Below are 26,104 nucleotides of genomic sequence, written 5' to 3'. Positions count from 1 at the left end.
GCGGCTACTCCCCGGCCTCCAGGTCGCCCTCCAGCTCCAGGTAGGTGCGGCGAAGCCGGTCCAGGACCTCGGGGTCGGGCTCGGCCCACAGCTCGCGGTCGGCGGCCTCCAGCAGGCGCTCGGTGATTCCCCGCAGCGCCCACGGGTTCGACCGCTCCATGAACGCGCGGGTCTCGTCGTCGAACACGTACTCCTTGGCCAGGCTCTCGTACATCCAGTCGTCGACGACCCCGGCGGTCGCGTCGTAGCCGAACAGGTAGTCGACCGTTGCCGCCAGCTCGAAGGCGCCCTTGTAGCCGTGCCTGCGCATCGCGGCGATCCAGCGCGGGTTCACCACCCGCGCGCGGAACACCCGATGGGTCTCCTCGGCCAGCGTCCGGGTCCTGACCTGCTCGGGCATCGCCGAGTCGCCGACGTACGCCGCCGGGTTCGCGCCGGTCAGCGACCTGACCATCGCGACCATCCCGCCGTGGTACTGGAAGTAGTCGTCGGAGTCGACGATGTCGTGCTCGCGGGTGTCCTGGTTCTTGGCGGCGACCGCGATCCGCCGGAACGAGGACTCCATGTCGGTGCGGGCCTCGCGACCGTCCAGGCCCCGGCCGTAGGCGTAACCGCCCCAGACCGCGTAGACCTCCGCCAGGTCGGAGTCGTCGCGCCAGTTGCGGGCGTCGATCAGCGGCAGCAGCCCGGCCCCGTAGGCGCCCGGCTTGGAGCCGAAGATCCGGGTCGTCGCCCGCCGCCAGTCGCCGTGGGCCGTGCGGTCCTCCAGGGCGTGACCGCGCAGGAAGTTGTCCTCGGCGGGCTCCTCCAGCTCGGCGACCGCCCGGATCGCGTCGTCGATCAACGCGATGACGTGCGGGAACGCATCCCTGAAGAAGCCCGAGATCCGGAGCGTGACATCGATGCGGGGCCGTCCGAGCTCCTCGACCGGGACGATCTCGAAGCCGGTCACCCGGCGGGACGCGTCGTCCCACACCGGACGGCACCCGATCAGCGCGAGCACCTCGGCGATGTCGTCGCCCTGCGTCCGCATGGCGCTGGTGCCCCAGACGGTCAGCCCGACGCTGGACGGGTACTCGCCGGTGTCCTCCATATGCCGCGCGATGAGCGAGTCGGCCAGCGCGACGCCGACGTCCCACGAGTTGCGCGACGGGATCGCCTTGGGGTCGACCGAGTAGAAGTTGCGCCCGGTCGGCAGGACGTTGACCAGACCCCGCGTCGGCGACCCCGAAGGCCCCGCCGGAATGTAGCCGCCGTCCAGGGCGTGCAGGACGGCGCCGATCTCGTCGCTGGTGGCGTCCAGCCGGGGAACGACCTCCTCGGCCCCGAACTCCAGCAGCCGCACCACACCGGGGTCCTCGCTCCCGAGCACCTCGGCGCACACGCGGGACGCCTCGGCGGCGTCCCAGCCACCGCGCTCCATCCTTTCGACAAGCGAACGGGCGACCTTTTCCAGCAGATCGACGACATCGGCCCCCGTACGCGCGGGCCCTTCCGCCAACTCGGCGAGGCCGCCATGCGCCGCCGCCTCGCCCGGCGCGGCGAGCAGCGCCTTCTCGTCCACGCCGTACCGGGCGCCGATCGCGGTGCGGAGCCCGGGCATGGCTCCCGAGACCCCGCCCCAGACCTGCGAGGCCCGCAGCACCGCCAGCACCAGGCTCACCCGCGCCTCGTCCTCGGGCCGCTGCCCCAGGATGTGCAGGCCGTCGCGGATCTGCACGTCCTTGATCTCGCACAGGTACCCGTCGATGTGCATGATGAAGTCGTCGAACTCGGTGTCGTCGGGCATCTCGTCCTGACGCAGGTCGTGATGGAGCTGGGCGGCCTGCACCAGCGTCCAGATCTGCGCCCGGACGGCCGGGAGCTTGGTCGGGTCGAGATCGGCGACGGTCGCGTACTCGTCCAGCAACTGCTCGAGCTTGGCCATGTCGCCGTAGGTCTCGGCCCGCGCCATCGGCGGCACCAGATGGTCGACCACGGTCGCGTGCCCGCGCCGCTTGGCCTGCGTCCCCTCGCCCGGGTCGTTCACGATGAACGGGTACACCAGCGGCAGCTCGCCGAGCACCCCATCGGGCGCGCACCCGGCCGACAGCCCGAGCCCCTTACCGGGAAGCCACTCCAGCGTCCCGTGCTTGCCCAGATGCACCACGGCATCCGCACCGAACTCCAGATCGAGCCACCGATAAGCAGCCAGATAGTGATGTGAGGGCGGCAGATCGGGGTCGTGGTAGATCGCCACCGGGTTCTCCCCGAACCCGCGCGGCGGCTGGATCATCAGCACCACGTTCCCGAACCGCAGCGAGGCCAGCACGATGTCGCCGCCGTCGACGTAAAGCTCACCCGGAGGCTCGCCCCAGTGCTCCCGCACCCCTTCCCGCAGCGACGCGGGCAGTGCCTCGAACCACCGCCGGTAGGAGTCGAGCGCGACCCGGGCGGGCGCCTGCCGGAGCTGCTCCTCGGTCAACCACTCCACGTCGTGCCCGCCCGCCGCGATCAGCGCGTGGATGAGCGCGTCCCCGCTCGCGGGATCACTCCACAGACTGGAATCGCCTCCCAGCTCGTACCCCGCCTCGGCCATCGTCCGCAGCATCCGCACCGCCGAGGTGGGCGTGTCGAGCCCGACGGCGTTCCCCACCCGGGCGTGCTTGGTCGGATACGACGACAGGACGATCGCGATCCGCTTGTCCGCGTTCGCCACGTGCCGCAACCGGGCATGCCGGACCGCGATCCCGGCCACCCGAGCGGCCCGCTCCGGATCGGCCCGATAGACCGGAATCCCCGCGGGCCCCTCCTCCTTGAACGAGAACGGCACCGAGATCAGCCGCCCGTCGAACTCGGGAATGGCCACCTGCATCGCGGCGTCCATGGGTGTGAGGGCGGCGTCGGACTCCTCCCACACGGCCTTGGACGACGTGAGGCACAGCCCCTGCACGACGGGCACGTCCAAGGTGGCCAGCGCACCGGCGTCCCAGGCGTCCTCGTCGCCGCCCGCCGAAGCGTCGGATGCGACCGCCCCACCCGCGGCCAGCACGGTCGCCACCAACGCATCAGTCTGCTTCAGAACATCAAGCAGCCCCGCTTCGGCCCCCCGCAACGACCCACAGAAAACAGGCAGAGCATTGGCGCCCTTGGCCTCGATCTGTTCGCACAGCACATCGACGAACGCGGTGTTGCCCGACAACTCGTGCGCCCGGTAGAAAACAACGCCCACGGTGGGCTTTCCCGCATCCAGGGCCCGCTCCCCATGCACCCCGAACGACGGCATGGCAAGCGGCGGCTCGAACCCCTCCCCCGTCAGCAGCACCGTGTCGGAGAGAAACCGCGCCAGCTCCCGCAGGTTCGCGACCCCGCCCTCACGCAGATAACCCAGCGCCTCAGCCGCGACACCCGCAGGAACCGTCGAGAGCGCCATCAACTCGGCGTCCGGATCGGCCTCTCCACCCAGGAACACCACAGGCAGCCCCAAAGCCCGCAGCCGCTCGACACCGCCAGGCCACGTCTTACGCCCACCCAGCAACCGCACAACGACAACATCCACACCCTCGACCAGCCCGGCGACGTCATCGGGCTCCACCCGAACGGGATTGGCCGTCACATACCCGGCATCCGAAGCCTGGGCGGCGAGCAACTCGGTGTCAGCGGTGGAAAGAAGCAGGGCACGCATCGGCAAGCCTCCTCCGGGGTCCGCGCCCCGGCTAGGTGAACGAGGTCTGCGACGGCACGGAGTCTCCTGGCTCCCGGATCACCACCGAACCCTCGGCCTTCCAGCCTCACGGCCGTGGCCAAACCTGAGGGTCGACTCCCCGGTCACAGTTGCGGGACAGCCCCGGATTCCCACCGGGTTCCTCGCCCACCATCGCCGCGCCAGTCTACGGACCCAACCCGCGACCAGAACATCCCCCGCTCAGTACGGGGTGAGGCCTGCAATGAAGGACAATCATTGCGAGTGGACGCGCCGCGGATCAGCGCAGCGACGCCATCGCGCGGACGAGCGCGTCGACCTCCTCGGGGCGGGTCACGATGCTCGGCCCGAACCGTAGGTAAGGCTCGCGGTAGGGCGTGACGCTGGCGACGATGCGGTGGTCCTCGTGCAGCCTGGCCGCGACTTCCCCGGGGTGCGTGCCGTCGACCGAGCAGCACACCAGGCCCGAAGAGAGCTCCGCGGACCTCGGTGTGTGCAACCGCACGTGCCGCAGCCGTGACAGGCCGTCCTTGAGGCGGCTCGCCTGCTCGCGGGTGCGCGCCGCGATCCGCGCCGGTCCGATGGCGCGGTGGAAGGCGAAGGCCTCGGCCAGCGCCCAGCGGTTCTCGAAGGAGTGGAAGCCGCCGGGGGTGGCCAGCACGGCCGCCGGGCCTTGGGGCGGATGGCCGTTCCGCCAGGCGCTCATCGCCTCGTGGCTGAAGCTGGGGATGGTCGGATCCACGTGCGGCCAGGCCTCCGAACGCCCCCAGATGACGCCGGTCCCGCGCGGCCCGAAGAGCCACTTATGGGTTCCGGACACAAAGAAGTCGCAGCCGAGCTCGACCGGGGTGGAACTCTCTGCCCCCATGCCGTGCACCGCGTCCACGCACAACAGAATGCGGTCCGCCTCGTCCCTTCCCCTGGACCGCTCGGCCAACGCGCCGGCGATCTCGGAGATCGGCAGCCGCACCCCCGTCCCCGAGTGGACCCAGGTGACGGCGACCACCCGCGTCCGGTCGGTGACCGCGGCCCGCAAGCGGGAGACCATCTCCGGACCGGAGGCCGTCGCCGAATCGTCGTAGAGCCGCACCTTGCGCACCACGATGCCGTCGCGGACGGCCCGCAGGCGCAGAGCCTCGTGGGTGGCGTAGAAATCGTGCTCGGTGGTGAGAACCTCGTCGCCCCGCTTCAGCCGGAGGCCCGCGTAGAGCAGGCCCAAGCCCATGGTGGTGCTGTCGGTCAGCGCGATGTTCTCCAGCGGACCACCCCCCAAGTAGGCGGCGGCGGCCTTGCACGCCTCTTCTTCGGGATCCGACTCGGGGAAGTACAACGTGTCCCGGTCCAGCCCGCGGCGGTGCCGGTCGATCGCGCGCGCCACGGGTGCCGGATGCGAGGCGAAAAACCACGCCGCGAACTGCATGTACGTGCGATTCAGGGAGAACTGCGCCCTGACCGAATCCCAATCGCTGGGAACGAACGTGGGAGGACCCCGAAACTCGTGCCCGGTTCCGGCCGAGGCCCGGCCGACGCCCGGCAGGGCGAGACCCGTTCCAGCGAGCGTGCCCGCGAGGAACGCCCGACGTCGCCGAAGGTTAACTCTGGGTGTCAAGGCGAAACTCCTCTGCTATCAGATTGCCTGGCCAGAAGCTTCGTCCGACTTAACAGGGCCCGCGCACCCGAAGCAGGCACCCGACATCACAAGACCAGAAGGCCTTCATTGGCAGAAAGTGCGGCCACCCCAGGCCGCGACGCCATTCCACAACGGTCAATACGCGTACCACTATCGGCCTGTGGCGAATGGCGCGAGATCCAGTCGTTTACCTGGTCAGGGGGCGTAGCGGGACTTGACGACGGAGGGGGTCTCGACGGGTGCGCCGGCGTCGATGGACCAGGCCAGGCGGACGTACTGGGCCATGGACCAGGCCAGGGGGCTGGCGGAGCCGGTGGCCTTGCCGAAGGTGAAGCCGTGGGCGTCGGGGCGGTCCCAGATCTGTTCGGGGATCATGTAGCCGGTGTTGGCGGTCTTGGCCATCATGGCGAGCATGGGCTTGGCGTCGCGGGTGGCGGCCAGTTCATACTCGCCGCGTTCGCCGGTGAGGAGGGGCCAGAGCCTTCCCTTGCCCGCGCCGGTGTAGGGGGCGCCTGTTTCGGTTTCGCCGTAGCCGTCGTGGTTGTAGCGGTACCAGGCGGGGCCTGAGGGGGTGTCGACCTTGGTGGTGGCGTCCAGCTCTTGGAGTGACGCTGTTATCTGGGGGTCGTTGTGGCGTTTCACGCCCAGGCGGACGAGGTCCAGGAAGCCGGAATCGACTATCGCGCGTTCGTCGTGGATTCCGCCGCCGTTGTTGATGTCGAGTTGGTGGCCATCGTTGGGGTTGCCGTTGTCGTCTATGCGGATGAAGTACTTGCCGTCGCCCAGGCCGCCGGTCGTGGTGAAGGTCCAGTCGGCGATTTTGCTGTGCCAGGTGTCGGCTGTGTCCAGGTAGCGCTTTGCCGAGGTCGGGTCGCCCGCTTTTGCCGCCAGGTCGGCGGCGCAGACCAGGCCCGCTATTTCGGCGGCGATGGTGGACGGGGAATAGCCGCCTTCTTCTTCCCAGCGTTCTTGCGGGGTGGACGGGCCTTTGGCGACGATGAAGTCGGCTGACTTTTTGACTTTGGGCCAGAGGTCCTGGCGGGACAGGTGCCAGGCCAGGACGATGGGGAAGGCGACCTCGTCCATCTGGAGGGACGGCCAGGCGGGGCGGCCGTCCAGGTAGCTGTTCTGGGGGAACGAGCCGTCGGGGCGTTGCTGGACGTTGAACAGGTAGTCGGCCGAGCGTCCGGCGGCGGCGCGGTCGCCCGCGGCCAGCTGGGCCGTTGCCACCTGGTAGAGGTCGCGGGACCAGACGGCGTGGTAGCCGAAGCCGCCCGGGTCGTTGGCGTTGACGGCCTGGCCCCAGGGGATCGTGGCCGAGGCGATGTTCGCGCCCCGGTAGGTCTTGTCCTCGTGGGCCTTGAGGGTCATCAGCGCCACCCGGTACTGAGTGGAGTTCGCGGCGACGCCGGCCGGGGGCGGCTTGAGGGACGCCAGGTAGTTGTGCCAGCCGGTCTGGTAGCTCGTCAGGCGGTTGGTGAAGCCTGCTTGGAGAGAAGCGTCGGCCGTCGCGGCGGCTTCCGTTCTGGTGGCGCCGAAGCCCAGGGCGAGGGTGAAGGTCGAGTCGGCGCCCACGCTGATTTGGGCTGTTTGGACGAGGTTGCCCGGCGTGGACGCCGTGTCGTGGGCGTGGTCCATGCGCTTGTCGGCGGCGAGGTCCTGGTAGCCGTCGCTGACGGTGCCGCTGTAGCCGTTGGACGTCTTGGCGAAGCCGGACGACACCGCCAGGGCGCTGGAGACCGGGCCGTCGGTGGCGACGAGCTTGCCGTTCGCCGTTGCTCCCGTGTCGCCCATGCCGCTGTTGTTCAGAGACGGGTTGAACAGCACGTAGAGCCGGTAGGGGCCGCCTGTGAGGGCCTGGAAGCGGGTTCGTACCAGCATCGTGGCTCTTTGGGGATCGGCCGTGTAGGTCTTGGTGATGCGGTACTTGCCCGACCTGGCCGTGTTGACCTGCTCGTAGGTGAGCGATCGGGGGTCGGTCAGCCGGACGGTGCGTTCGGTGGCGTCGCGTTCGGCGTCGAAGAAGGTGGAGCCGTCGCTGACCAGGTACTGGAGGTCCTGGACGTTGGGGACGTCGAGCTGCGGATAGTAGACCTCGTGGCCGATCCCCTGCCCCAGCGTGAACCAGAGCTTGGACGCGGTGGTGACCGAGGTTCCGATGCCCTGCTTGTCGCCCGTCGTCCAGGCCGAGTCGATGCCCGGGGCCCCGGGGGCCTCACCGGCGCGGGCCGTCCCCGGCCAGAGCGTCATGATCACGATCAGCGCCGCCGCCACCGGTCTCCGCATACCGACCTCCAGGTGATCAACCCCGATGGTAGGTCAGCGGGCGGCTCCTGCCGAGCCCCTCAGGACCTCCGCCAGCTTCAGCTTGGCCCCGGTGCGCAGGATCGCGCGCTCGTAGACGCGGGCGCCGAGGAGCAGGACGGCCGCGACCGCCGCCAGCAGCCCGGCGATGGCCAGGGCGACCTGCCAGGCCGGGACGTCGGCCGCGGCGGCCCTGACCGGCATGACCATGGACGAGAACGGCGGGATCATCGAGATCGTCCGGGCGATCGGGGCGTCGGGCTGCGCGGCGGCCCAGAACGAGACGCCGTAGGTGACCATCATGAGGAGGTTCATCGGGCCGAGCGCGTTGCTCAGCTCTTCCTGGCGGCTGACCAGCGAGGCCAGGGCCGCGGCCATCGCGGCGAAGAAGGCGTATCCGAACAGGTAGCCCGCGAAGGCCAGCGCGATGACGCCCGGGGTTCCGGGTGGGAGGTCGGGCAGGGCGCCGACCACGGCGGCGGTGCCGAGCCCCGAGAGCGCGAAGACGGCCAGCTGCGCCAGGCCCAGGACGCCGATCGCGATGATCTTGCCCGCGAGCAGCTCCCAGGGGCGGACGGCGATCAGCAGGATCTCCACGATCCGGCTGCTCTTCTCCTCCACGACGCCCATGGCCACCCCCATCGAGGACGTGATGAGCAGCAGGAACAGCACCACCACGATCATCATGGCCAGCCCGCGCCTGGCCTCCTCGTGCCGGGCGTCGCCCGTCACCGAGGTCGCGGCGAGCGCAGGCACGTCGAACGCCCGCTGGACCTTGCCCGGATCGATGCCGGACGCGGCCAGCCGCCGGGTGCTCTCGACCGAGCGGTGCGCGCCCTGGACCAGCGCGGCCAGCTCCTTGTCGAGCTCGCCGTCGGTGAGCAGCCGCCCACCGGCGACGGCGGCCTTGACCTTGCCGTCGTCGACGGCGGCGCGGGCGGCCGCCTCGTCGGGATAGACGGTGGTCTTGACGGTGACGTCCGCCTGGCGCGCGAGGGCGTCCAGCGCGGGCTTCAGTTCCTGGCTCCCCGTAAGGCCGAGCTTGAACGCGTCGTCACCGCCGATGATCTTCGGTGCCGCCACGATCCCGGCGACGACCAGGGCGCTGATGACCAGCCCGATCACGAACGCCTTCGACGCGACCTGGACGCGGATCTCCCGCGCCACCACCAGCTTGACGCCGTTCACGCGACCACTTCCCGGAAGATCTCGCTGAGGGTGGGCAGTTCCCACCCGAAGTGTTCGAGGCGGCCCTCCTTCAGGGCCGCGCTCAGGATGTCCTGGTCGTCGTGGCCGTTGGGCTCGACCAGCGCGTGCCCCCGGGACGGGGTTCCCACCACGGTTCCGGGCAGCCGTTCGGCCCACCCGGGGGCGGCGTCGCGGAGCCCGACGCGGAGCAGGCGGCGGCCCTCGCGGGCACGGACCTCGTCCACGGTGCCGGCGGCGACCATCCGCCCGGCCTTGATGATCCCGACCGCGTCGCTGAGCCGCTCCACCAGGTCGAGCTGGTGGCTGGAGAACACCACCGGCACCCCGGCGTCGCGTTTCTCGGCCAGGACGTCGGCCAGGGCGTCCACGCCGATCGGGTCGAGGCCGGAGAACGGCTCGTCCAGCACCAGGACCTCGGGGTCGTGGACGAGCGCGACGGCGAGCTGCGTGCGCTGCTGGTTGCCCAGCGACAGCGCCTGCACCTGGTCGTCGCGGCGCTCGGTGAGCCCGAGCCGCTCGATCCACTCGCCGGTGGCGCGGCGGGACGCGGCGGCCGACAGCCCGTACTGGCGCCCGAAGTACTCGATCTGCTCGGCGACCTTCATCTTCTGGTAGAGCCCGCGCTCTTCGGGCATGTAGCCGAACGCGCGGCGGCGGGTGCGGGTGAGTTCGGCGCCGCGCCAGGTCACCCGGCCCGCGTCGGCGGCCAGCACCCCCATGATGATGCGCATCGTGGTGGTCTTGCCCGCGCCGTTGGCGCCCACGAACCCGAACATCTCGCCGGGACGGACGTCGAAGGTCACCTCGGACAGCGCGGCCCTGTCCCCGTATGACTTGCCCAGCCGTTCAACGCGAAGCATGCCCCAAGCCTGGCCGGACGTCCCGCGCCGGAACAGTGGACGCCGTCACCGGCGCGATATGACAACTGTCATCTACAGCCAGCCCATGCGCTGGGCGGTGCGGATCGCCTCCAGGCGGTTGGCCGCGTCGAGCTTGGTCATCGCGTTGGACAGGTAGTTGCGCACCGTGCCCTCGCTGAGGTGCAGCTCGGCGGCGATCTCGGCGACGCCCGCGCCGCCGTCGGCCAGCCGCAGCGCGTCGCGCTCGCGGGCGGTCAGCGGGTTGTCGCCCGCCGCTATGGCGGCCAGGGCCAGCTCGGCGTCGACATGGCGGCCCCCGGCGTGGACCTTGCGGATGGCCACGGCCAGCTCGTCGGCGGAGGCGTCCTTGCCCAGGAAGCCTCCGGCCCCGGCGGCCATCGCGCGGCGCAGGTAGCCGGGACGGCCCAGGCTGGTGAGGATCACGATCGCGCAGCGCCCGCCGAGCCGCTCGGCGACGCCGAGCCCGTCCAGGCCGGGCATGTCGATGTCGAGGACGGCGACGTCGGGACGGTGCCGCTCCACGGCCTCGACCACCTCGTCGCCCCGGCCGATCTGGGCGACGACCTCCAGATCGTCCTCCAGGTCGAGCAGGGCCGACAGCGCGCCGCGGACCAGGTGCTCGTCGTCGGCGAGCAGGACGCGGATCACGCCGGCACCGCAGCGCGAAGCAGGAACTCGCCCTCGCCGGTGGCCGCGGCCGAGAACGTGCCGCCCGCGGTCCGCATCCGCTCGGACAGGCCGTGCAGGCCGCTGCCGTCGCCCGGGCCCTCGCCGGCGGCGCCGAGCCCGTCGTTGCGGATCTCCAGCACGCCGTCCCTGATCGTGATCGCGCAGTAGGACGCGGCGGTGTGCTTGAGGATGTTGGTGGCGCCCTCGCGCACGGCCCAGGCCAGCAGCTCGCGCTGCTCGGCCGGGAGGCCGGTGGTCTCGGCGTCGACCGTGCAGCGCACGCCCGCGTCGTCGAGCACCGACCGGACCCGCGCGAGCTCGTCGTCGAGGTCGACGGTGCGGTAGCCGCGGACGGCGGCGCGCATCTCCTTGAGCGAGTCGCGGGCCATCCCGGCGACCTCGCGCATCTCGGCGGACGCTCGGGCCGGGTCCTTCTCGCCGAGCCTGGCGGCCAGCTCGCTCTTGAGGTTGACCAGCGCCAGGCTGTGGCCGAGCAGGTCGTGCAGGTCGCGGGCGAAGCGCAGCCGCTCCTCGGAGACCGCGAGCTTTGCCCGGGCCTCCTGGCCCGCGTGGAACTCGCGGGCGGCGTCCCACAGCCAGGCGAAGGCGATCATGAGCCCGGCCAGCACGATCGACCAGGACGCCATCTGGTAGACGTCGAAGAGGATCAGCGGCCAGGTGCCCAGCTCCTCGAAGCGGATCGGGAAGTACACGTTGGAACCGGCCACGACCAGCACCATGAAGCCCAGCGTCGCCCGGACGGAGAAGTGCAGCGCGACGCCCATCAGCCAGACCAGCGGGCCGAACTCGCCGCCCATCGGCGCGATCAGCAGCGAGCCCGTCGCCAGCGCGCCCCCGGCCGCGATGAGCGGGATCGGGCGCGGGCGGCCCCGGAAGGCGTCGCGCTGGACGCGCCAGAAACAGGCGTACACGCCCAGGAGGCAGGCGGAGCTCCCGATCGCGGGCCACAGGTAGCTGTTGTCGATGAGCGCGATGCTGAACAGCTTCACCACACCGAGGGAGAGGCCGAAGAAGATCGAGATCGCGTCGGTCACGTAGATGAAGATCCGCCGCGTCGTGTCGACCTTCGGAACCCGCACCATAGTGCGACCGATTTTAGGACCATCCGGGAGCGCTCCGGCCCAGGTCAGTCCTTGCGCCCGGTGGTGGCGACGGTGACCCCGAGCCCGATCATCATCAGCCCGCCGGTGCCGCCGATGGCGGCCAGGCGGCGCGGGGAGCGGGCCAGCCAGGTCCGCGCGCTGCCCGCCGCCAGGCCCCAGACGCTGTCGCACAGCAGGGCCAGCAGCGCGAAGACCAGACCGAAGACCGCCATCTGGACGGGCACGTGCCCGGCGTCCCGGTCGGCGAACTGCGGAAGGACGGCCGCGAAGAACACGGCCGTCTTGGGGTTGGTGACGCCCACCACGAACCCCTGCCACAGCGCGCGCCGGTCGACCGCCGAGGGCGTTTCGCCCAGCGCCTCGCCGAGACCGCGCCGGTGCCGGAACGCCTGCACGCCGAGGTAGATCAGGTAGGCGGCGCCCGCCAGCTTCATCACCGTGAACACCACCACCGAGCGCTCCACGATGGACCCCACGCCCAGCGCGACCGCGCCGGTCAGCACCAGCACTCCCAGGGTGTTGCCGACCACGCTGGTCAGCGCCATGCGGCGGCCGTGCGCGAGCGCCCGGCCCACCACGAAAAGGACCGTGGGCCCCGGGATCAGGATGATGGCCACGGCCATCGCGGAGAAGGCCGCGAGCTGCTCGAACGACACCATGCGCCGACAGTAGACGCGGCGCGGCGTCCCCGGGAAGCGGTTTTCAGCGGAAGGAGCCGTCCTCGTCGCGGCCCGCACCCGGCCCGCGCCCGAGGATCTCCCGGCGGACCTTGCCCGACCCCGATCTGGGCAGCTCCACCATGAAGGTCACCGAGCCCGGCACCTTGTGCTCGGGGAGCCGCGCGCGGGCCAGCGAGATCAGCTCGCGCTCCAGCCCGTCGGACGGCGTCAGCTCGGTATCGAGCACCGCGAACGCCTGGAGCGGCTCGCCGGGGACCGTCCCGCCCACCACGGCCACCTCGACGACCCCCGGGTACTGGCCCAGGACCCGCTCGATCTCCAGCGGCGAGACCCGCTCCCCCGACACCGTGACCTGGTCGAGCACCCGGCCGTGGTGATGGACGAAGCCGTCCTCGTCCGCGTGGACCAGGTCGCCCGTCCGCAGCCAGCCGTCCGGGGCGAGCACCTCGGCGGTCTTGTCCGGCTTGCCGAGGTATTCGGTCATCACCGACGGCCCCCGTACGTACAGGATGCCCTGCTCGCCGGGCGCCGCCGTCCTCGCGTACGGGGGCAGGGCGCCGTTGGCGTGCTCCTCGGCCCTCACCTCGATCTCGTACGGATCGAGCACCACGCCCAGCGCGCCCCTGCGGCGCCGGGAGACGGTGTTGGAGACGAAGGTGTGGCCGACCTCGGTACTGCCCAGGCCGTCGAGAACGGGACAGCCGAAGACCTCCTCGATGCGGTCGGCCAGGGACGGCAGCAGCGGCTCCCCCGCCGAGACCGCCGCCCGCAGCGACGAGAACGCCGCCCGCACGGGCACCGCCGGGTCGGCCCCGGCCAGCCGCGCGTACCAGGTCGGGACGGTGAAGAACAGCGTCGGGCGATGCGCCCGCGCCTGCTCGACCGCCCCGACGACCCCCGGGGGGCCCGACCACAGCACCGACGACGCGCCCGAGAGCATCGGGAAGAACACCGACGCGCCCAGACCGAACGGGTAGCAGGCCTTGGACAGCGAGAACACCACGTCCTCATGGGTGATGCCGAGCGCCCCCACACCCAGCGCCTCGAAGTACACCTCGGCGTCCGCGTGCCGGTGGACGGCGCCCTTGGGCTTGCCCGTGGTGCCCGAGGTGTACTGGACGTAGGCGGGAGCGTCGGGCTCGACCTCGGCCGCCTCGGGCAGCGCGGCGGGCTCGTCGGTGAGGTCGTCGGCGGTCAGGACGTGGACGGACGGGAACCGGGGCGCCAGCTCCGGCACGCACACCGCGGCCTGGGGCGCGGAGTCGGCCAGGAAGTAGGCGTGCTCGGCCGCGGACTGCTCGGGTCCGGTGAGGACGGCGACGGCGCCCAGGCGCAGCGTCCCGAGGAAGGCCGCCACGAACCCGACCGAGTCGGGCAGGGCGATCAGGACGCGGTGCCCGCGCCTGACGCCGGCCGCGTGCAGGACGCCCGACGCCCGCGTGACCGCGTCGTGGACCTTCCGATGGCTGATGGCGGTGTCGTCTGCGTAGAAAAGGGGACGGTCGGACCAGCCGTAGGTATCTGCCCGTACGGCCAGCGTGCTCGCGAGATTGCCCTCCATGGCGGTGCTCCTCCTGCCGGTGGAACGACAAGCGGAGATTACGACGGGTAGGCATACCGACACGGGGCGTTCGCGGTATTTCGGTCTCGGTCCCCGCATAATTAGGTCTTACGTACGGGGATACGGATCGCGCCGTCAGGCGGCGAGGATCTCCCAGCGGTCGGCGCGGCGGACGAACAGGTCGCGGGTCAGCAGTTGCCCGGCGGGAACGTCCCAGGCGGGGTCGCCGCCCTCCTCGGCCCGGTCGGCCGTCCAGACCTGGCCGACGGCCCAGCGGAGCTTCTCCACCCCGTCCGGGTGGCCCGTTCCGGTCGCCACGAACACGTCGCGGGCCGGGGCCGCCACGACCAGATCGCCGTCGACGTCCTGGGCCAGCTTCTCCAGGAAACCGTCGTCCAGCAGCAGCCCGGCCTCCAGCCCGCCGCCGGGGACGTTGCCGCTCAGCGACACCGTGACCGCGCGGGCGTCGGGGTACCAGCTCAACGCCAGGTCGGGACGGCGTCCGCGCAGGTTGAGCGCCGCCTGGCGGCGCAGCTCGCCGGGCTCGACGCCGAGCTGGGCGCAGTGGCGCCTGGCGATGTGCTCGTACCGGCGTCCGGGCACCGCCGGAGTGCCGCGCCGCACGGCCGCCGCGATGTCGACCTCGGCCGGCAGCTCCAGCGCGTAGGTGACGTACAGCTCGCCCGCGAACGGGTCGCGGATCGGCTCCTCGTCCGGCGGCAGCGGGAATTCCAACTGGACTTCTGCGGGGACCCGTGCCTTCATCAAAGGGACGATGAGACTGGTCCGCGGCTCGGTCACGGCGTGATCTCCTGCGGTGTGCGGGGCCGGTGAGACTAGAGTGGATCACCTTACCCGGACGGTGCCCCCATCGCCCGGTCACCCGCCGAGCCCCAGTCGTGAAGTGTCCTACCGAGCTAGTAGAGATCTTCCTGGAGGATGTGCGTGAGCTTCTGGGAGTACCTGAGCAGCCGCCGCGAGCTCCTGATCTTCGAAACCTGGCAGCACGCGAGCATGGTCTTCCAGTGCGTGCTGCTCGCCCTGGTCCTGGGGGTGCTGATCGGCCTGGCGACCTACCGGTCGTCGGCGCTCTCCTCGTTCGCCACCAGCTCGGCCGGGGTGATGTTCACCGTCCCGTCGCTCGCGCTGCTGGGTCTGCTGATCACGCCGCTCGGGCTGGGCGTCACGCCCAGCGTGGTGGCGCTGACCCTCTATTCGCTGCTGCCGATCGTCCGCAACACGATCGTGGGTCTGGCCGGGGTCGACTCGACCCTGGTCGACGCCGCCCGCGGCATCGGCATGAGCCGCTGGAAGATCCTGCTGCGGGTCGAGCTCCCGCTCGCCTGGCCCGTGATCCTCACCGGCGTGCGCGTGGCCACCCAGCTGGCCATGGGCGTCGGCGCGATCGCCGCCTACGTCTCCGGGCCCGGCCTCGGTGAGCAGATCTTCTCGGGGCTGGCCCGTCTCGGCGGCGCCAACGCGATCAACATGACGCTCGCCGGCACGCTCGGCATCATCGTCCTGGCCCTTGCGTTCGACGGCTGCTTTCTGCTGGTCGGCCGCCTGACCACATCGAGAGGCATCCGTGCCTGACAAAACGGTCGTACACGCCGAGACCGCGTCCACCGCCACGGACGCGGGCGACGGCCACGGCATCGAACTGATCAACGTCACCAAGCGCTTCCCCGGGCAGCGCACGCCCGCCGTCGACGACGTGACGATGAGCATCCCCAGCGGCGAGATCGTGGTGCTGCTCGGCCCGTCGGGCTGCGGCAAGACCACCACGATGCGGCTGATCAACCGGCTGATCGAGCCGACCTCGGGGAAGATCACGGTGGCCGGGCGGGACGCCCTGAGCCTCGATCCCGTCGAGCTGCGCCGCACCATCGGCTACGTCATCCAGAACGCGGGGCTGTTCCCGCACATGACCGTCGGCACCAACGTCGGGCTCGTCCCGCAGATGCTCGGCTGGGACAAGAAGCGGGTCGCCGAGCGGGTCGAGGAGATGCTCACCCTGGTCGACCTCGACCCGGGCACGTTCCGCGACCGCTACCCTCGGGAGCTGTCGGGCGGGCAGCAGCAGCGCGTCGGCGTCGCGCGCGCGCTCGCCGCCGACCCGCCCGCGCTGCTGATGGACGAGCCTTTCGGCGCGCTCGACCCGATCACCCGCGAGTACCTCCAGGACGAGCTGCTGCGGCTCCAGGAGGAGCTCGGCAAGACCATCGTCTTCGTCACCCACGACATCGACGAGGCGCTCAAGCTCGGCGACCGCATCGCCATCCTCGACAAGGGGTCGCGCATCGCCCAGTACGGGACGCCGAAGGAGATCCTGCTGGCCCCGGCCGACGACTACGTCCAGCAGTTCCTCGGCGGCAACCAGGCCATGAAGCTGCTGAAGTTCAGCCGGGTGTCCGACGTCCCGCTGGACGAGGTCACCGAGGCCGGCCCCGGCGACGACGCGGGCGAGGTCCGCGCGCGCATCCAGGCGGCGGGGCACTCGTTCGCCCTGGTCCTGGACGACCAGCGCCGCCCGCTGCGCTGGATCGGGCTGGACGAACTGGCGGGCGTCTCCGGGCCCATCGCCGAGCGCGGCCATCCGCACGCGCCGCCACTGCGGGCGCGCTTCACCCTCCAGCAGGCGCTGGAGGCGCTGATCCAGGTCGAGCACGAGCACGTCCCGGTGACGGGACCGCGCGGCGTCTACCAGGGCACCGTCAGCCTCGCCACGCTGCAGAACGCGATCAGGGACATGAAAGACCAGTCCAAGGCCCGGGCGCGCGAGGCCGGGGCATGAGCACCACCAAGACGCCCGAGGCGCCCGCGCCGCCCGTCACCCCGGGAGCGCGCTCGGTCGTCGGCGCCGAAGCCGCGCTGCACGCCCCCACGGGACGCTCCTGGCGCGCCCTCCTCCAACCGCTGATCATCGTGGTCGTGGGCGTGGGCTGGCTCGTCTACGTGACCAACTCCGGCCTCGACAGCATCGAGAAGCGCAGCCTGACGCTCGACTACGTCTGGAAGAAGACCTGGGAGCACATCGAGCTCAGCATCGTCTCCACGCTGCTGGTGCTGGTGATCGCCGTCCCGCTGGGCGTGCTGCTGAGCCGCCGCTGGGCCCGAGGGGCCACCCCGGTCGTGCTGGCCGTGGCCAACGTCGGGCAGTCCGCACCGGCGGTCGGCGTGGTCGTCCTGCTGGCGGTCAAGTTCGGCATCGGGTTCTGGACGGCGATCGCCGCGCTCGTGGCCTACGGCGTCCTGCCCGCGCTGCGCAACACGATGGTGGGCCTGGCGCAGGTCGACCCGACGCTGACCGACGCGGGCCGGGGCATCGGCATGTCGCCCATGGCCGTGCTGACGCGGGTCGAGCTGCCGCTGGCCACCCCGGTGATCCTCGCCGGGATCCGCACCACGATGGTGCTGATGGTCGGCACCGGCTGCATCGCCGCGTTCATCAACGGCGGCGGCCTCGGCGATCTGGTCACCACCGGGGTGAGCACGCAGCGCACGCCCGTCCTGCTCACCGGGTGCATCCTGATCGCCCTGCTCGCGCTGCTGATCGACTGGCTGGGCGGGATCGCCGCCCGCCTCCTGTCTCCGAAGGGGCTCTAGAGATGCGCAGGACCCGTCCGCTCGCGGCGCTGGCCTGCGCCGCGCTGCTCGTCCTGCCCGGCTGCGGCCTCAAGCCCGCCTCGGCGTTCGTCCCGAAGATCGAGCCCGGCAGCATCAAGCCGATCCCCGGGCTCGAGGACGCCAGGATCCGGGTGACGTCCAAGGAGTTCACCGAGCAGATCATCCTGGGCAAGATGGCCGTGCTCGCCCTCATCGCCGCCGGAGCCGACCCCAAGGACCGCACCAACGTCCAGGGCAGCGTCACCGCCCGCAAGTCGCTGACCGGCGGCGACAACGACCTCATGTGGGAGTACACCGGCACCGGCTGGATCACCTACCTGGGCCAGGAGGACGCGATCCCCGACCCGGTCAAGCAGTTCCAGGAAGTGGCCCGGCAGGACCTCCAGAAGAACCGGATCGCGTGGCTCGCCCCGGCCGCCCCGATGAACAACACCTACACGATCGCCGTGAGCGCGTCGGCGCAGCAGAAGTACGGGCTCAAGAGCCTGTCCGACATGGCCAAGGTGCCCGTCGCCCAGCGCACATACTGCACCGAACCCGAGTTCTTCTCCCGCAACGACGGCCTGCGCGGAATGCTCGACGCCTACTCGCTCAAGTTCGGCAGCGCCGTCCCCGCCAACAACATCAAGCAGATGTCGGCGGGCGTGATCTACGACGCCACCGCCACCGGCCGGTGCACGTTCGGCGAGGTCACCGAGACCGACGGCCGCATCCAGGCCAAGAACCTCAAGCCGCTGGTGGACGACCGCAAGTTCTTCCCCAACTACAACCCGGCGATCACCGTCCGGGCGGACGTCCTCACCAGGTACCCGCAGCTCACCGAGCTGTTCGCCCGGATCAGCCAGAAGCTCACCACGCCCGTGATGCGCGAGCTCAACAGCCGCGTCGACGTCGAGGGCAACGACCCGGTGTTCGTCGCCCGCGACTGGCTGCGCGAGCAGGGCTTCGTCAAGTAGCCCTCGGCGGGCCACCCGGGGCGACCACGGGCAGGCCCGCCGGGACGCCGTCCTCGATCAGCCGCATGACCGCGCCGGTGTCCAGATGGTCGGCGACCAGATCGCCGAGCGCGTCCAGCGTCCTCTCCCGCAGCCCGGCGAACGACACGTCCGGGGCGGGCGTGAAGTCGCGTCCGGCCCGGGCGGCGACGTCGGCCAGGAACGCGCGCCTGAACCCGTCGTTCTCCATCGCGCCGTGCCAGGTCGTGCCCCAGACGGCGCCCACGCGGCAGCCATCGAGGAACGGCGTCCCGCCCAGGACGTCGGCGACCCCGTGGTGGATCTCGTAAGCGGTGACCGGCTCCCCGTATGCCTCACCGCTGGGACGTCCGAGCGTCTTCTCGGCGCCGAACACGACCCGCGCGGGCAGCAGCCCCAGGCCCTCGACCAGCCCGGCGCCCGACTCGACGCCGTCCTCGATCTCCCGGGCGAGCATCTGGTACCCGCCGCACACGCCCAGCACCGGCCGTCCCTCCCCGGCCCGGCGCCGGACGACCTCGTCCATCCCCCGCTCGCGCAGCCAGGCCAGATCGGCCACGGTCGCCCGCGTCCCCGGGAGGACGACCAGGTCGGCCTCATCGAGATCGCCCGCGCTGGCCGCGTAACGCACCACCACGCCCGGCTCGCACGCGAGCGCGTCCAGATCGGTGAAGTTGGAGATGCGCGGAAACCGCACGACCGCAATGCGCAGGGTCTCGCGCCCATACGGGGCCCGCGCGTCGGGGCGCGGGGCGTCCAGGGCCAGCGTGTCCTCCGAGTCGAGATACAGGCCGAGCTTCCACGGCAGGACGCCCAGCGTCGGACGTCCCGTCAGCGCCGCGAGCTGGTCGAGCCCCGGCTCCAGCAGCTCCCGCGCGCCCCGGAACTTGTTGATCACAAAGCCCGCGATCAGCGCCTGGTCCTCGGGTTCCAGCAGGGCGACCGTCCCGAACAGCGACGCGAAAACACCACCCCGGTCGATGTCGCCCACCACGATCACCGGCAGCTTCGCGGCCCGCGCCAGGCCCATGTTCACGATGTCCCCGGCCCGCAGATTGATCTCCGCCGGGCTCCCGGCCCCCTCGCAGACCACCACGTCGAACTCGTCCCGCAACGTGGCCAGGCTCTCCCCCACCACCGCGCGCAGCCGCTCCTTGTGGGCCCCGTATTGCAGCGCGTCGACCTCGGCCACGGGACGTCCCAGCACCACGACCTGGCTGCGCCGGTCGCTCCCCGGCTTGAGCAGCACCGGATTCATGATCGCCCGAGGCTCCACCCCGGCCGCCTGGGCCTGCATGTACTGCGCCCGCCCGATCTCGGCGCCGTCCAGGGTCACCATCGAGTTCAGCGACATGTTCTGCGCCTTGAACGGCGCCACCTTCACGCCCTGCCGCACCAGCCACCGGCACAGCCCCGCCGTCACCACGCTCTTGCCCGCGTCGGACGTCGTCCCGGCCACCAGAAGGGCCCCGCTCACCGCGCCCACCTCATCCCGGCGAACACCAGCGCCGCCGCCACGGTCACGCCCGCCGACAGGCGCACGGCCCGCCGGATGTCCGCGACCTCGGGCGCCCGCCCGTCCCCCAGCTCCGGCCGCCGTTCCACCGATCCCCCATACGAATTCGAGCCCCCAAGACGCACCCCCAGAGCCCCGGCGAAGGCGGCCTCGCAGCGTCCGGCATTGGGGCTCGGATGCGCGGCCCCGTCCCGGCGCAGAACCCGCCAAGCGTCCCAACGCCCAGAAACCGCCACAACAAGCAGGCCCGTCACCCGAGCGGGCACCCAGTTCGCCACATCATCCAACCGAGCCGCGGCCCACCCAAAGTTCTCATATCGCTCGTTCCGGTACCCGACCATCGCGTCAAGCGTGTTCACGGCCCGATACCCCAGCAACCCAGGCACCCCGAACAACGCCCCCCAGAACAACGGCGCGATCGAGGCATCGGACGTATTCTCCGCCACCGACTCAACCGTCGCCCGCGCCAGTTCCTCAGCGGAAAGCCCGGCCGGATCACGCGCACACAAATGCGAAAGCCGCGCCCGAGCCGCGGCCAGATCACCATCCTCCAGGAACCGGGCCATCGTCAGCCCCTCACGCCCTAGTGACGTCCCCCCGAGCACAGCCCAGGTCGCGATCCCCGTAACCAGCACCCGCCCGGGCAGCCGCTCAGCGGCGACCCCCAACCCCACCGCACCCGCGACCAGCGTCCCGGCGTAGAAAACCCCGCAAACCCGCGAGTCCCGATACACAAAACCCTCGAACCGAGAAGCGAGACGTCCAAAGAGCGCCACCGGGTGCCCCCGCCGCGGATCGCCGAACGCCGCGTCCAGCGCCACCCCCAGCAGCAGCCCCGCCTCAGCGGAGGTGCGCATCGAGCTCGTCCCAGTGGCGCTCCAGCCAGTCCTGCGCCCGCCGGATCCGCGCCCCGGCACCCCCGTGCCAGATCCGCGCCCATCCCCCGCCGATCCGGTCGGCCCGCATCCGCATCGCCTCGTACGACCGCTCGAACCGCACCCGCGACGCGACCAGGACCTCGCCCCGGCTGTCACGCTCCAACCCGTACGCGTCACAGAAGACCCGCATCCGCGCACCCACATCGGCGCTGTACAACAGCGAGTCCCGATCGGCCGGATCGGCGATCGGCGCCCAGTGCCGCAACGCCGTCACCACGTCGTACAACCGCGTCGTCGGCCGCGCCAGATCAAAGTCGATCAACGCCGCCGGCCGCCGCTCCCGAAAGACCACGTTCTCCGGCGTCACGTCACAGTGCCCGATCAGCTCGGGCTCCCCGTCCAGGTTCGACGCCGCCGTGTCCCAAGGAGCCCCCACAGGAGGCTCATAAGAAGAAACAGCCTCGTGATAACCGCGCAGCAGCTCGGCGACCCCGACCAGCGACTCCTCCGTCACCGCATACCCCGGCAACGGCCGATGCGCCGCCTCCCCAGGCACCCAGCTCAGAATCTCCCGTCCCCGCTCATCAACGCCCAGCACCCGAGGCGCGCCCTCGAACCCCACGCTCTCCAGATGCCTGAGCAACCCGTGCACCGCCGGACTGTGCGCCCGAAGCGGCCTCCGGACCGTATCTCCCACCCGAACGATGCCCTCCGTCACGTCCCCGGAGATGGGCACCTCGATATTCACCGCCACAGACACCAACGATATTGCGTCCAACCCACCCTCAACACCCCATTACCCCTGACCAGCGCCAAGCCGGCGCCCGCTCCGCACCAGCCCCACCCCGAACAGAACGAACGACAAGCCGAAGACCGCCCAGCCCCAACTCCGAACGCCCATGAACACCCCGGCCGAGACCACCGCCGCCCCCGCGACCATCAGCCCCAGCGCCCGAGCCCTCTCCATCACCCTCACCCCCAAAGAATGTGACTCGCCCCCACCCCCTCAAGTTCACGCGCCAAATCGGATACGCTGAAAGCGGCGGCCGAACGCACCGCCCGCTCCGAGCCGAGGTGCCTACGCCATCCGGCAACGAGGACAAGGTCCACCGGATCAGCGTTCCAAGAGACCGGCCATCTGCTTCCTCCACAGGTGGTGTGCGTAGGACGCCCCTCGAGAGGCACAAGATCATGGTCGAGAACTCCGCCCGCAAGAACGCCATCAGGGCGCACATGGCCAAAACGGGCAAGACCTACACCGACGCCGCCCGCGACCTGGCGAGGCCGCACATCACCCTTGAAGGCTTCAACGTCCCGGCCCAAGACGTCCTCGATCTGGCCCGAACCCACGCCCGCTCCAACGGCCACCACGAGGTCGGCACCGAACACCTCCTCCTCGCCCTCCTGGACGAGGAAGCCCCCGTCGAACTGGCCTTCGACATCCTGGACGACCTGGGCGTCACAACAGAGGCCGTGAAGTCCGCCCTCCCCAACCCCCAGCGCCCCACCCCACATGAACTCCCCTGGAGCGACCACACCGCCCAAGTCCTCGCCAAGGGCGCCGCCCGCCAGGGAGACAGAACCGGCCACGGCTACATCGGCCCCGAACACATCCTGCTGGCCCTCCTGGCCCTCCCCACCTGCCGCGCCCACCAGATCCTCACCGACCTGGGACTCACCTACAAGACCGTCAAGACCGAGGTCGTCGACCGCCTGAACGCCATGGGCGTAGTGAGCCGCTACAACCAAGGCTAAAACGCCGCGGCACCACCCGCCTGGCCAGGCCCCCAACACCCCTGGCCAGGCCCGCCACGCGAAATACACCCGTGCGAAGACCACCGTCCTCGCTCTACACTCAGGGCTCAGCGAGCGCCCGTAGCTCAGCTGGATAGAGCATCGGACTTCTAATCCGACGGTCGCGGGTTCGAATCCTGCCGGGCGCGCCACCCACCCACAGGATGTCGATGATGCGCAGCGTCGCGGCGTCCTCGTCCAAGAGCAGAGTGAGCATGCCTTTGCTGCACTCACCGAAGTGGGCGTGACGGACGGCCGTCTGGCCAGAGCGCTCAGGGACCGCGTCCCAGGGAGCCTCGAGAAGATGGAGGAGCCGGTCTAGAAGAGGGCCGTTCCGAACCTGTTCGGGTAGGCCGTTTAATTCGTAGAGCGCGCGTCCGTGAACCGTCGAGGCGGAACGTCACACCCGGCCTTCCCAGCCGGGAGGCGTGTAGCGGACGAAGGAGTCTTCGTGGCCGAGGAGCGCGTCCTGCACGGCCTCGTCGTAGCCCGGACGCGCGTACGCGATCGCCCGCAGCCGCCACTGCCAGAGAAGTGTCTGTACCTGCTTGAAGCGGGCCAGGTCATGGGCGGCATCAAGCGCCGCGTCATACTCGGCTCGAAACTGATCACGGTGTGACACCGGGAGCGCATCGAAGATAGCGGCAGGGTCCTCGCCGGGGTCGTACCGAGGGGTCGGCTCCTCAGGCTCGGCGGTCATGGGGCCAACTTATCTTCACGAACCTTCCTGAAGCCTCGTCAACCTTTCGAAGTAACCGGAAGGTTCACGAAAGTGCAGGAAGGTTAGGGAAGCCGCCGCCCTCGCGCGACGGCCAGTCCTGCGGAAGCGGTGGGCTAGTTGTTTTGGGGGTGTCGTCTTGGCCAGGGGAAGCGGCGTTTTGGTTGGGGGGTTTGTTGTGGGGGCCGGGCCAGGAGGGTGTGTTCGTACTCGGAGGGCGGGGGCTCGCGGGTTACTTTCCAGCCTTGGGTGGTCAGGGCTTCGGCGTAGCCCTGGAGTTCGGTTGCGCAGTCTCGGGTGCCGGATACCGAGCTGCACTGGACGGTGAAGGGGGTGTCCGGGGCGGGGCTGTGGACGCTGAAGCCGCCGGAGCGGCAGGTGCGTGCGCGGTAGCCGGCTTTGCGGAGGATGCGGCGGAGCGGGGCGCAGCGGGCGCGTTCTTCTTTGCTCACTGGGGCGAGGCGGGCTCTTGTGGGGGACGCCATGTAAGGCACATTAGCTTGCCGCCCTGGCATTCTTGATCTCTGGATATTATTCGGGCGGTGTTCTGGGCCTCCCCGCTTTGGAGGAACGATGCCGGATCCGCTTCACGATGGTGATCCCGCGAGGATCGGGCCTTATGTGTTGGTCGAGCGGTTGGGGGACGGAGGGCAGGGGGTCGTCTTCCTGGCTCGGGGGGAGGGTGGCGGCCCTGTTGCGGTGAAGTTGCTGCATGCGCAGTTGAGCGGGAACGTGCAGGCTCGGGCGCGGTTCGTGCGGGAATTGGAATTGGCGGAGCGGGTTGCCGGATTCTGTACCGCGCGGGTTCTGGACGCGGATATCGCCGGCGATCGGCCTTATATTGTTTCGGAATATGTGCGTGGTCCTTCACTGAAGGAGCTGGTCGGCGAGCGGGGGGCGCTGGACGCGCGGGAGCTGACGCGGCTGGGCATCGGGACGATGACGGCGCTGGCGGCGATCCACCAGGCGGGGGTCGTGCATCGGGACTTCAAGCCGCCGAACGTGCTGATGGGGCCGGACGGGCCGCGGGTGATCGATTTTGGGATCGCGCGGGCGCTGGACACCGAGGCGCTGACGATGACCAGCCAGGTCGTGGGGACGCCCGCCTATATGGCGCCGGAGCAGGTGGGCGAGGGTGAGGTCGGTCCGGCGGCGGACGTGTTCGCGTGGGCCGCGACGATGTTGTTCGCGGCGACCGGGCGTCCGCCGTTCGGCGGCGACTCGATTCCGAAGATCATGCATCGGATTCTGAGCGCGGAGCCGGACGTGTCGGCGTTGCCGGCGGGGCTTGTCGCGATCGTCCGGGCCTGTCTGGTCAAGGATCCTGGGCGGCGGCCCAAGAGCCGGGACGTGCTGGCGTGGCTGCTGGCGGGGGTCGGGATGGACGCGACCGGCGATCCGCTCGTCAAGGGCACGACGCTTGTCGGCACCGAGATCCCGGTGCTGAATCCCGTGCACGTCACTCTTCCTCCGAAGCACCGTCCGAAGTGGCCGCTGGCCGTGGGGGCGGCGGTGATGGCGACGGCGCTGGCGGTCTCGGTGGGCTTCCTGATCCCGCAGTTGAGGGCGGACGGCGGCAAGGAGCCCGCCGTCGCGAAGGTGAAGCTGGCGTTCCTCGGCCCCGTCTCCGCCCCCGAGCTGAGGGCGACCAAGGACATGCTGGCGGGTGCCAAGGCCGCCGTGGCCGACCACAACGCCGGGGTTCCTCTTGTGCAGATCTCCCTGGACGTCCACGACACCAAGGGTGATCCGGCGGCGGCCGCGGCGGCGGCCTCGAAGATCATCTCGGGTGGGTACGCGGGTGTGATCGGGCCGGTCTACGACAGCGAGGCCGCGACCGTCGCACCTCTTCTGGGAGGGGCCAAAATCCCGATGGTCTCCCCGGGGGCGCAGGGAATCTACCGCCCGGGGTTCGGTTTGCAGTACTGGCATCGGGTGATCCCCAGCTATGACACCGCGGTGCGGGCGCTCGCCGACTTCATGGCCGTGAAGGCGAAGGTCAAGCGCGCGGTGGTGATCGAGGACGAGAACGACTGGAGCGCGGCTCCGACCTGGGCCGTCGCCCAGCAGTTGGAGTCGAAGGGGGCGCAGGTCACCCGCCAGCGCGTCCAGTCGACCGCGACGGACTTCGGGCCCGACGTGGGCAAGCTGCGCGACGCCCGGCCCGACGCGATCTTCTATGGCGGACGGCCCGAGACGAGCGGCCGCCTGATCGCCCAGGCCCGCAAGGCGGGCGTCAAGGCTCGGTTCTACCTGACCGAGCAGAGCTTCTCCGGCCCGCTGACCAGCACCGCGGGGCAGGACGCCGACGGGACGATGGTCGTGTGCGGATGCGTCGACCCGGCGTCGAGGGAGCGGACGGTGGTGACGTTCGCCGAGAAGTACAGCAGGTTCATCGGCGGGTCCCCCGCGCACCGCAGCCCCGAGGGCTACGACGCCGCCACCCCGCTGGTCAGGGCCGTGGCGGCGGGCCGCACGACCCCGGCCGCCATCAACGACCACCTGCGGACGGTCGAGCTGATCGGGGCGGGGCAGCGCCTCGGCTTCGACCCCGACGGCAACCTCAAGGCGCCCGTCGCCTACCTCTACCGCGTGACCGGCGGGTCGTTCACCTTTCTCGGACGCACAACGGAGGCGAAGATGGACGAGTGACCTGAGCTCCACGGCCTAGGAAGGCCCCATGCTGGGCCGTCCTAGGACTCGGTGGTTCGGAGGGAGCGTTGCCAGCGGGACAGGGCTTCGGTCATGTCGGCGGGCGAGTGGACGTAGGGGCCGGGGCCTCCGTGGGTGACGCGCATGGCAGGAGCGCGGTGTCATTGGATTTTAACGAGAAATTATTGACATTCGTGAGTTGAAT

At 70.5% G+C, this 26,104-nt stretch carries 20 protein-coding genes, 1 tRNA gene and 1 riboswitch; of the genes, 7 read left to right on the top strand and 14 right to left on the bottom strand.

All coding sequences use genetic code 11. The annotated features are described in order from the left end of the window. Positions 1-4: 4 nt before the first annotated feature. The 10 genes from cobN to ACQPY4_RS10915 form a co-directional block, all read right to left on the bottom strand. The gene (gene cobN, locus ACQPY4_RS10960; RefSeq protein ID WP_433335145.1) at positions 5-3,664 is read right to left on the bottom strand and encodes a cobaltochelatase subunit CobN; all 3,660 of its coding nucleotides are present in this window, start codon (positions 3,662-3,664) and stop codon (positions 5-7) included. Between the two features lie 36 nt (positions 3,665-3,700). Then, a riboswitch (cobalamin riboswitch) is annotated at positions 3,701-3,873 on the bottom strand. Between the two features lie 89 nt (positions 3,874-3,962). Next, positions 3,963-5,060: an aminotransferase class V-fold PLP-dependent enzyme gene (locus ACQPY4_RS10955; RefSeq protein ID WP_433335143.1), complete on the bottom strand. Its 1,098-nt coding sequence runs from the start codon at positions 5,058-5,060 to the stop codon at positions 3,963-3,965. 447 nt (positions 5,061-5,507) lie between these two features. Further along, positions 5,508-7,598, bottom strand: coding sequence for a glucan 1,4-alpha-glucosidase (locus tag ACQPY4_RS10950; protein ID WP_433335141.1), 2,091 nt, complete (start codon positions 7,596-7,598; stop codon positions 5,508-5,510). Between the two features lie 33 nt (positions 7,599-7,631). After that, positions 7,632-8,804: an ABC transporter permease gene (locus ACQPY4_RS10945; RefSeq protein ID WP_433335139.1), complete on the bottom strand. Its 1,173-nt coding sequence runs from the start codon at positions 8,802-8,804 to the stop codon at positions 7,632-7,634. Then, complete coding sequence (locus ACQPY4_RS10940; RefSeq protein ID WP_433335137.1) at positions 8,801-9,685, bottom strand: ABC transporter ATP-binding protein; 885 nt, start codon at positions 9,683-9,685, stop codon at positions 8,801-8,803. The genes ACQPY4_RS10945 and ACQPY4_RS10940 overlap by 4 nt, the downstream gene beginning before the upstream one ends. Before the next feature lie 72 nt (positions 9,686-9,757). Further along, entirely contained in the window at positions 9,758-10,354 is a 597-nt protein-coding gene (locus ACQPY4_RS10935) for a response regulator transcription factor (protein ID WP_433335135.1), read from the bottom strand. Continuing rightward, the gene (locus tag ACQPY4_RS10930) at positions 10,351-11,478 is read right to left on the bottom strand and encodes a sensor histidine kinase (RefSeq protein WP_433335133.1); all 1,128 of its coding nucleotides are present in this window, start codon (positions 11,476-11,478) and stop codon (positions 10,351-10,353) included. The genes ACQPY4_RS10935 and ACQPY4_RS10930 overlap by 4 nt, the downstream gene beginning before the upstream one ends. A 44-nt stretch (positions 11,479-11,522) precedes the next feature. Then, positions 11,523-12,158 (bottom strand): LysE family translocator, encoded by a 636-nt coding sequence (locus ACQPY4_RS10925; RefSeq protein WP_433335131.1) that lies wholly within the window; start codon positions 12,156-12,158, stop codon positions 11,523-11,525. A 43-nt stretch (positions 12,159-12,201) separates the two neighbouring features. Continuing rightward, complete coding sequence (locus tag ACQPY4_RS10920) at positions 12,202-13,740, bottom strand: AMP-binding protein (RefSeq protein WP_433335129.1); 1,539 nt, start codon at positions 13,738-13,740, stop codon at positions 12,202-12,204. Between the two features lie 135 nt (positions 13,741-13,875). After that, positions 13,876-14,505: a DUF1444 family protein gene (locus tag ACQPY4_RS10915; protein ID WP_433335127.1), complete on the bottom strand. Its 630-nt coding sequence runs from the start codon at positions 14,503-14,505 to the stop codon at positions 13,876-13,878. Between the two features lie 174 nt (positions 14,506-14,679). On the opposite strand from ACQPY4_RS10915, the gene ACQPY4_RS10910 reads away from it, so the two are divergent. The 4 genes from ACQPY4_RS10910 to ACQPY4_RS10895 are packed head-to-tail and all read left to right on the top strand — an operon-like array spanning position 14,680 to position 18,323. Beyond that, the gene (locus tag ACQPY4_RS10910) at positions 14,680-15,333 is read left to right on the top strand and encodes an ABC transporter permease (protein WP_433335125.1); all 654 of its coding nucleotides are present in this window, start codon (positions 14,680-14,682) and stop codon (positions 15,331-15,333) included. Next, positions 15,326-16,534, top strand: coding sequence for a betaine/proline/choline family ABC transporter ATP-binding protein (locus ACQPY4_RS10905; RefSeq protein WP_433335123.1), 1,209 nt, complete (start codon positions 15,326-15,328; stop codon positions 16,532-16,534). The genes ACQPY4_RS10910 and ACQPY4_RS10905 overlap by 8 nt, the downstream gene beginning before the upstream one ends. Continuing rightward, on the top strand, positions 16,531-17,346 hold the full coding sequence (locus ACQPY4_RS10900; protein ID WP_433335121.1) for an ABC transporter permease: 816 nt from the start codon (positions 16,531-16,533) through the stop codon (positions 17,344-17,346). The genes ACQPY4_RS10905 and ACQPY4_RS10900 overlap by 4 nt, the downstream gene beginning before the upstream one ends. A 2-nt stretch (positions 17,347-17,348) precedes the next feature. Continuing rightward, a complete protein-coding gene (locus ACQPY4_RS10895; protein ID WP_433335119.1) occupies positions 17,349-18,323 on the top strand; it encodes a glycine betaine ABC transporter substrate-binding protein in 975 nt (324 codons plus the stop codon). Here ACQPY4_RS10895 and ACQPY4_RS10890 read toward each other — a convergent pair. The 3 genes from ACQPY4_RS10890 to ACQPY4_RS10880 are packed head-to-tail and all read right to left on the bottom strand — an operon-like array spanning position 18,316 to position 21,387. Next, a complete protein-coding gene (locus ACQPY4_RS10890) occupies positions 18,316-19,818 on the bottom strand; it encodes a cobyric acid synthase (protein WP_433335117.1) in 1,503 nt (500 codons plus the stop codon). The genes ACQPY4_RS10895 and ACQPY4_RS10890 overlap by 8 nt on opposite strands. Next, positions 19,815-20,714, bottom strand: a complete 900-nt coding sequence (locus ACQPY4_RS10885) for a cobalamin biosynthesis protein (protein ID WP_433335115.1) — start codon at positions 20,712-20,714, stop codon at positions 19,815-19,817. The genes ACQPY4_RS10890 and ACQPY4_RS10885 overlap by 4 nt, the downstream gene beginning before the upstream one ends. Further along, on the bottom strand, positions 20,698-21,387 hold the full coding sequence (locus ACQPY4_RS10880) for a phosphotransferase (protein ID WP_433335113.1): 690 nt from the start codon (positions 21,385-21,387) through the stop codon (positions 20,698-20,700). The genes ACQPY4_RS10885 and ACQPY4_RS10880 overlap by 17 nt, the downstream gene beginning before the upstream one ends. 539 nt (positions 21,388-21,926) lie before the next feature. Between ACQPY4_RS10880 and ACQPY4_RS10875 the strand changes: the two genes are divergently transcribed. Beyond that, entirely contained in the window at positions 21,927-22,490 is a 564-nt protein-coding gene (locus ACQPY4_RS10875; RefSeq protein ID WP_433335111.1) for a Clp protease N-terminal domain-containing protein, read from the top strand. A gap of 114 nt (positions 22,491-22,604) precedes the next feature. Then, positions 22,605-22,681: transfer RNA gene (locus tag ACQPY4_RS10870), tRNA-Arg, on the top strand. Between the two features lie 248 nt (positions 22,682-22,929). Here the strand turns inward: ACQPY4_RS10870 and ACQPY4_RS10865 are convergent. Continuing rightward, positions 22,930-23,229 (bottom strand): DUF6247 family protein, encoded by a 300-nt coding sequence (locus tag ACQPY4_RS10865; protein WP_433335109.1) that lies wholly within the window; start codon positions 23,227-23,229, stop codon positions 22,930-22,932. A gap of 591 nt (positions 23,230-23,820) precedes the next feature. Between ACQPY4_RS10865 and ACQPY4_RS10860 the strand changes: the two genes are divergently transcribed. Then, positions 23,821-25,899, top strand: a complete 2,079-nt coding sequence (locus ACQPY4_RS10860; protein ID WP_433335107.1) for a bifunctional serine/threonine-protein kinase/ABC transporter substrate-binding protein — start codon at positions 23,821-23,823, stop codon at positions 25,897-25,899. Positions 25,900-26,104 lie beyond the last annotated feature (205 nt).

Origin of the sequence: Spirillospora sp. CA-294931 (assembly GCF_050946795.1) — a bacterium.
Taxonomy (GTDB): Bacteria; Actinomycetota; Actinomycetes; order Streptosporangiales; family Streptosporangiaceae; genus Spirillospora.
This window is presented reverse-complemented; position numbering and strand designations above follow the sequence as displayed.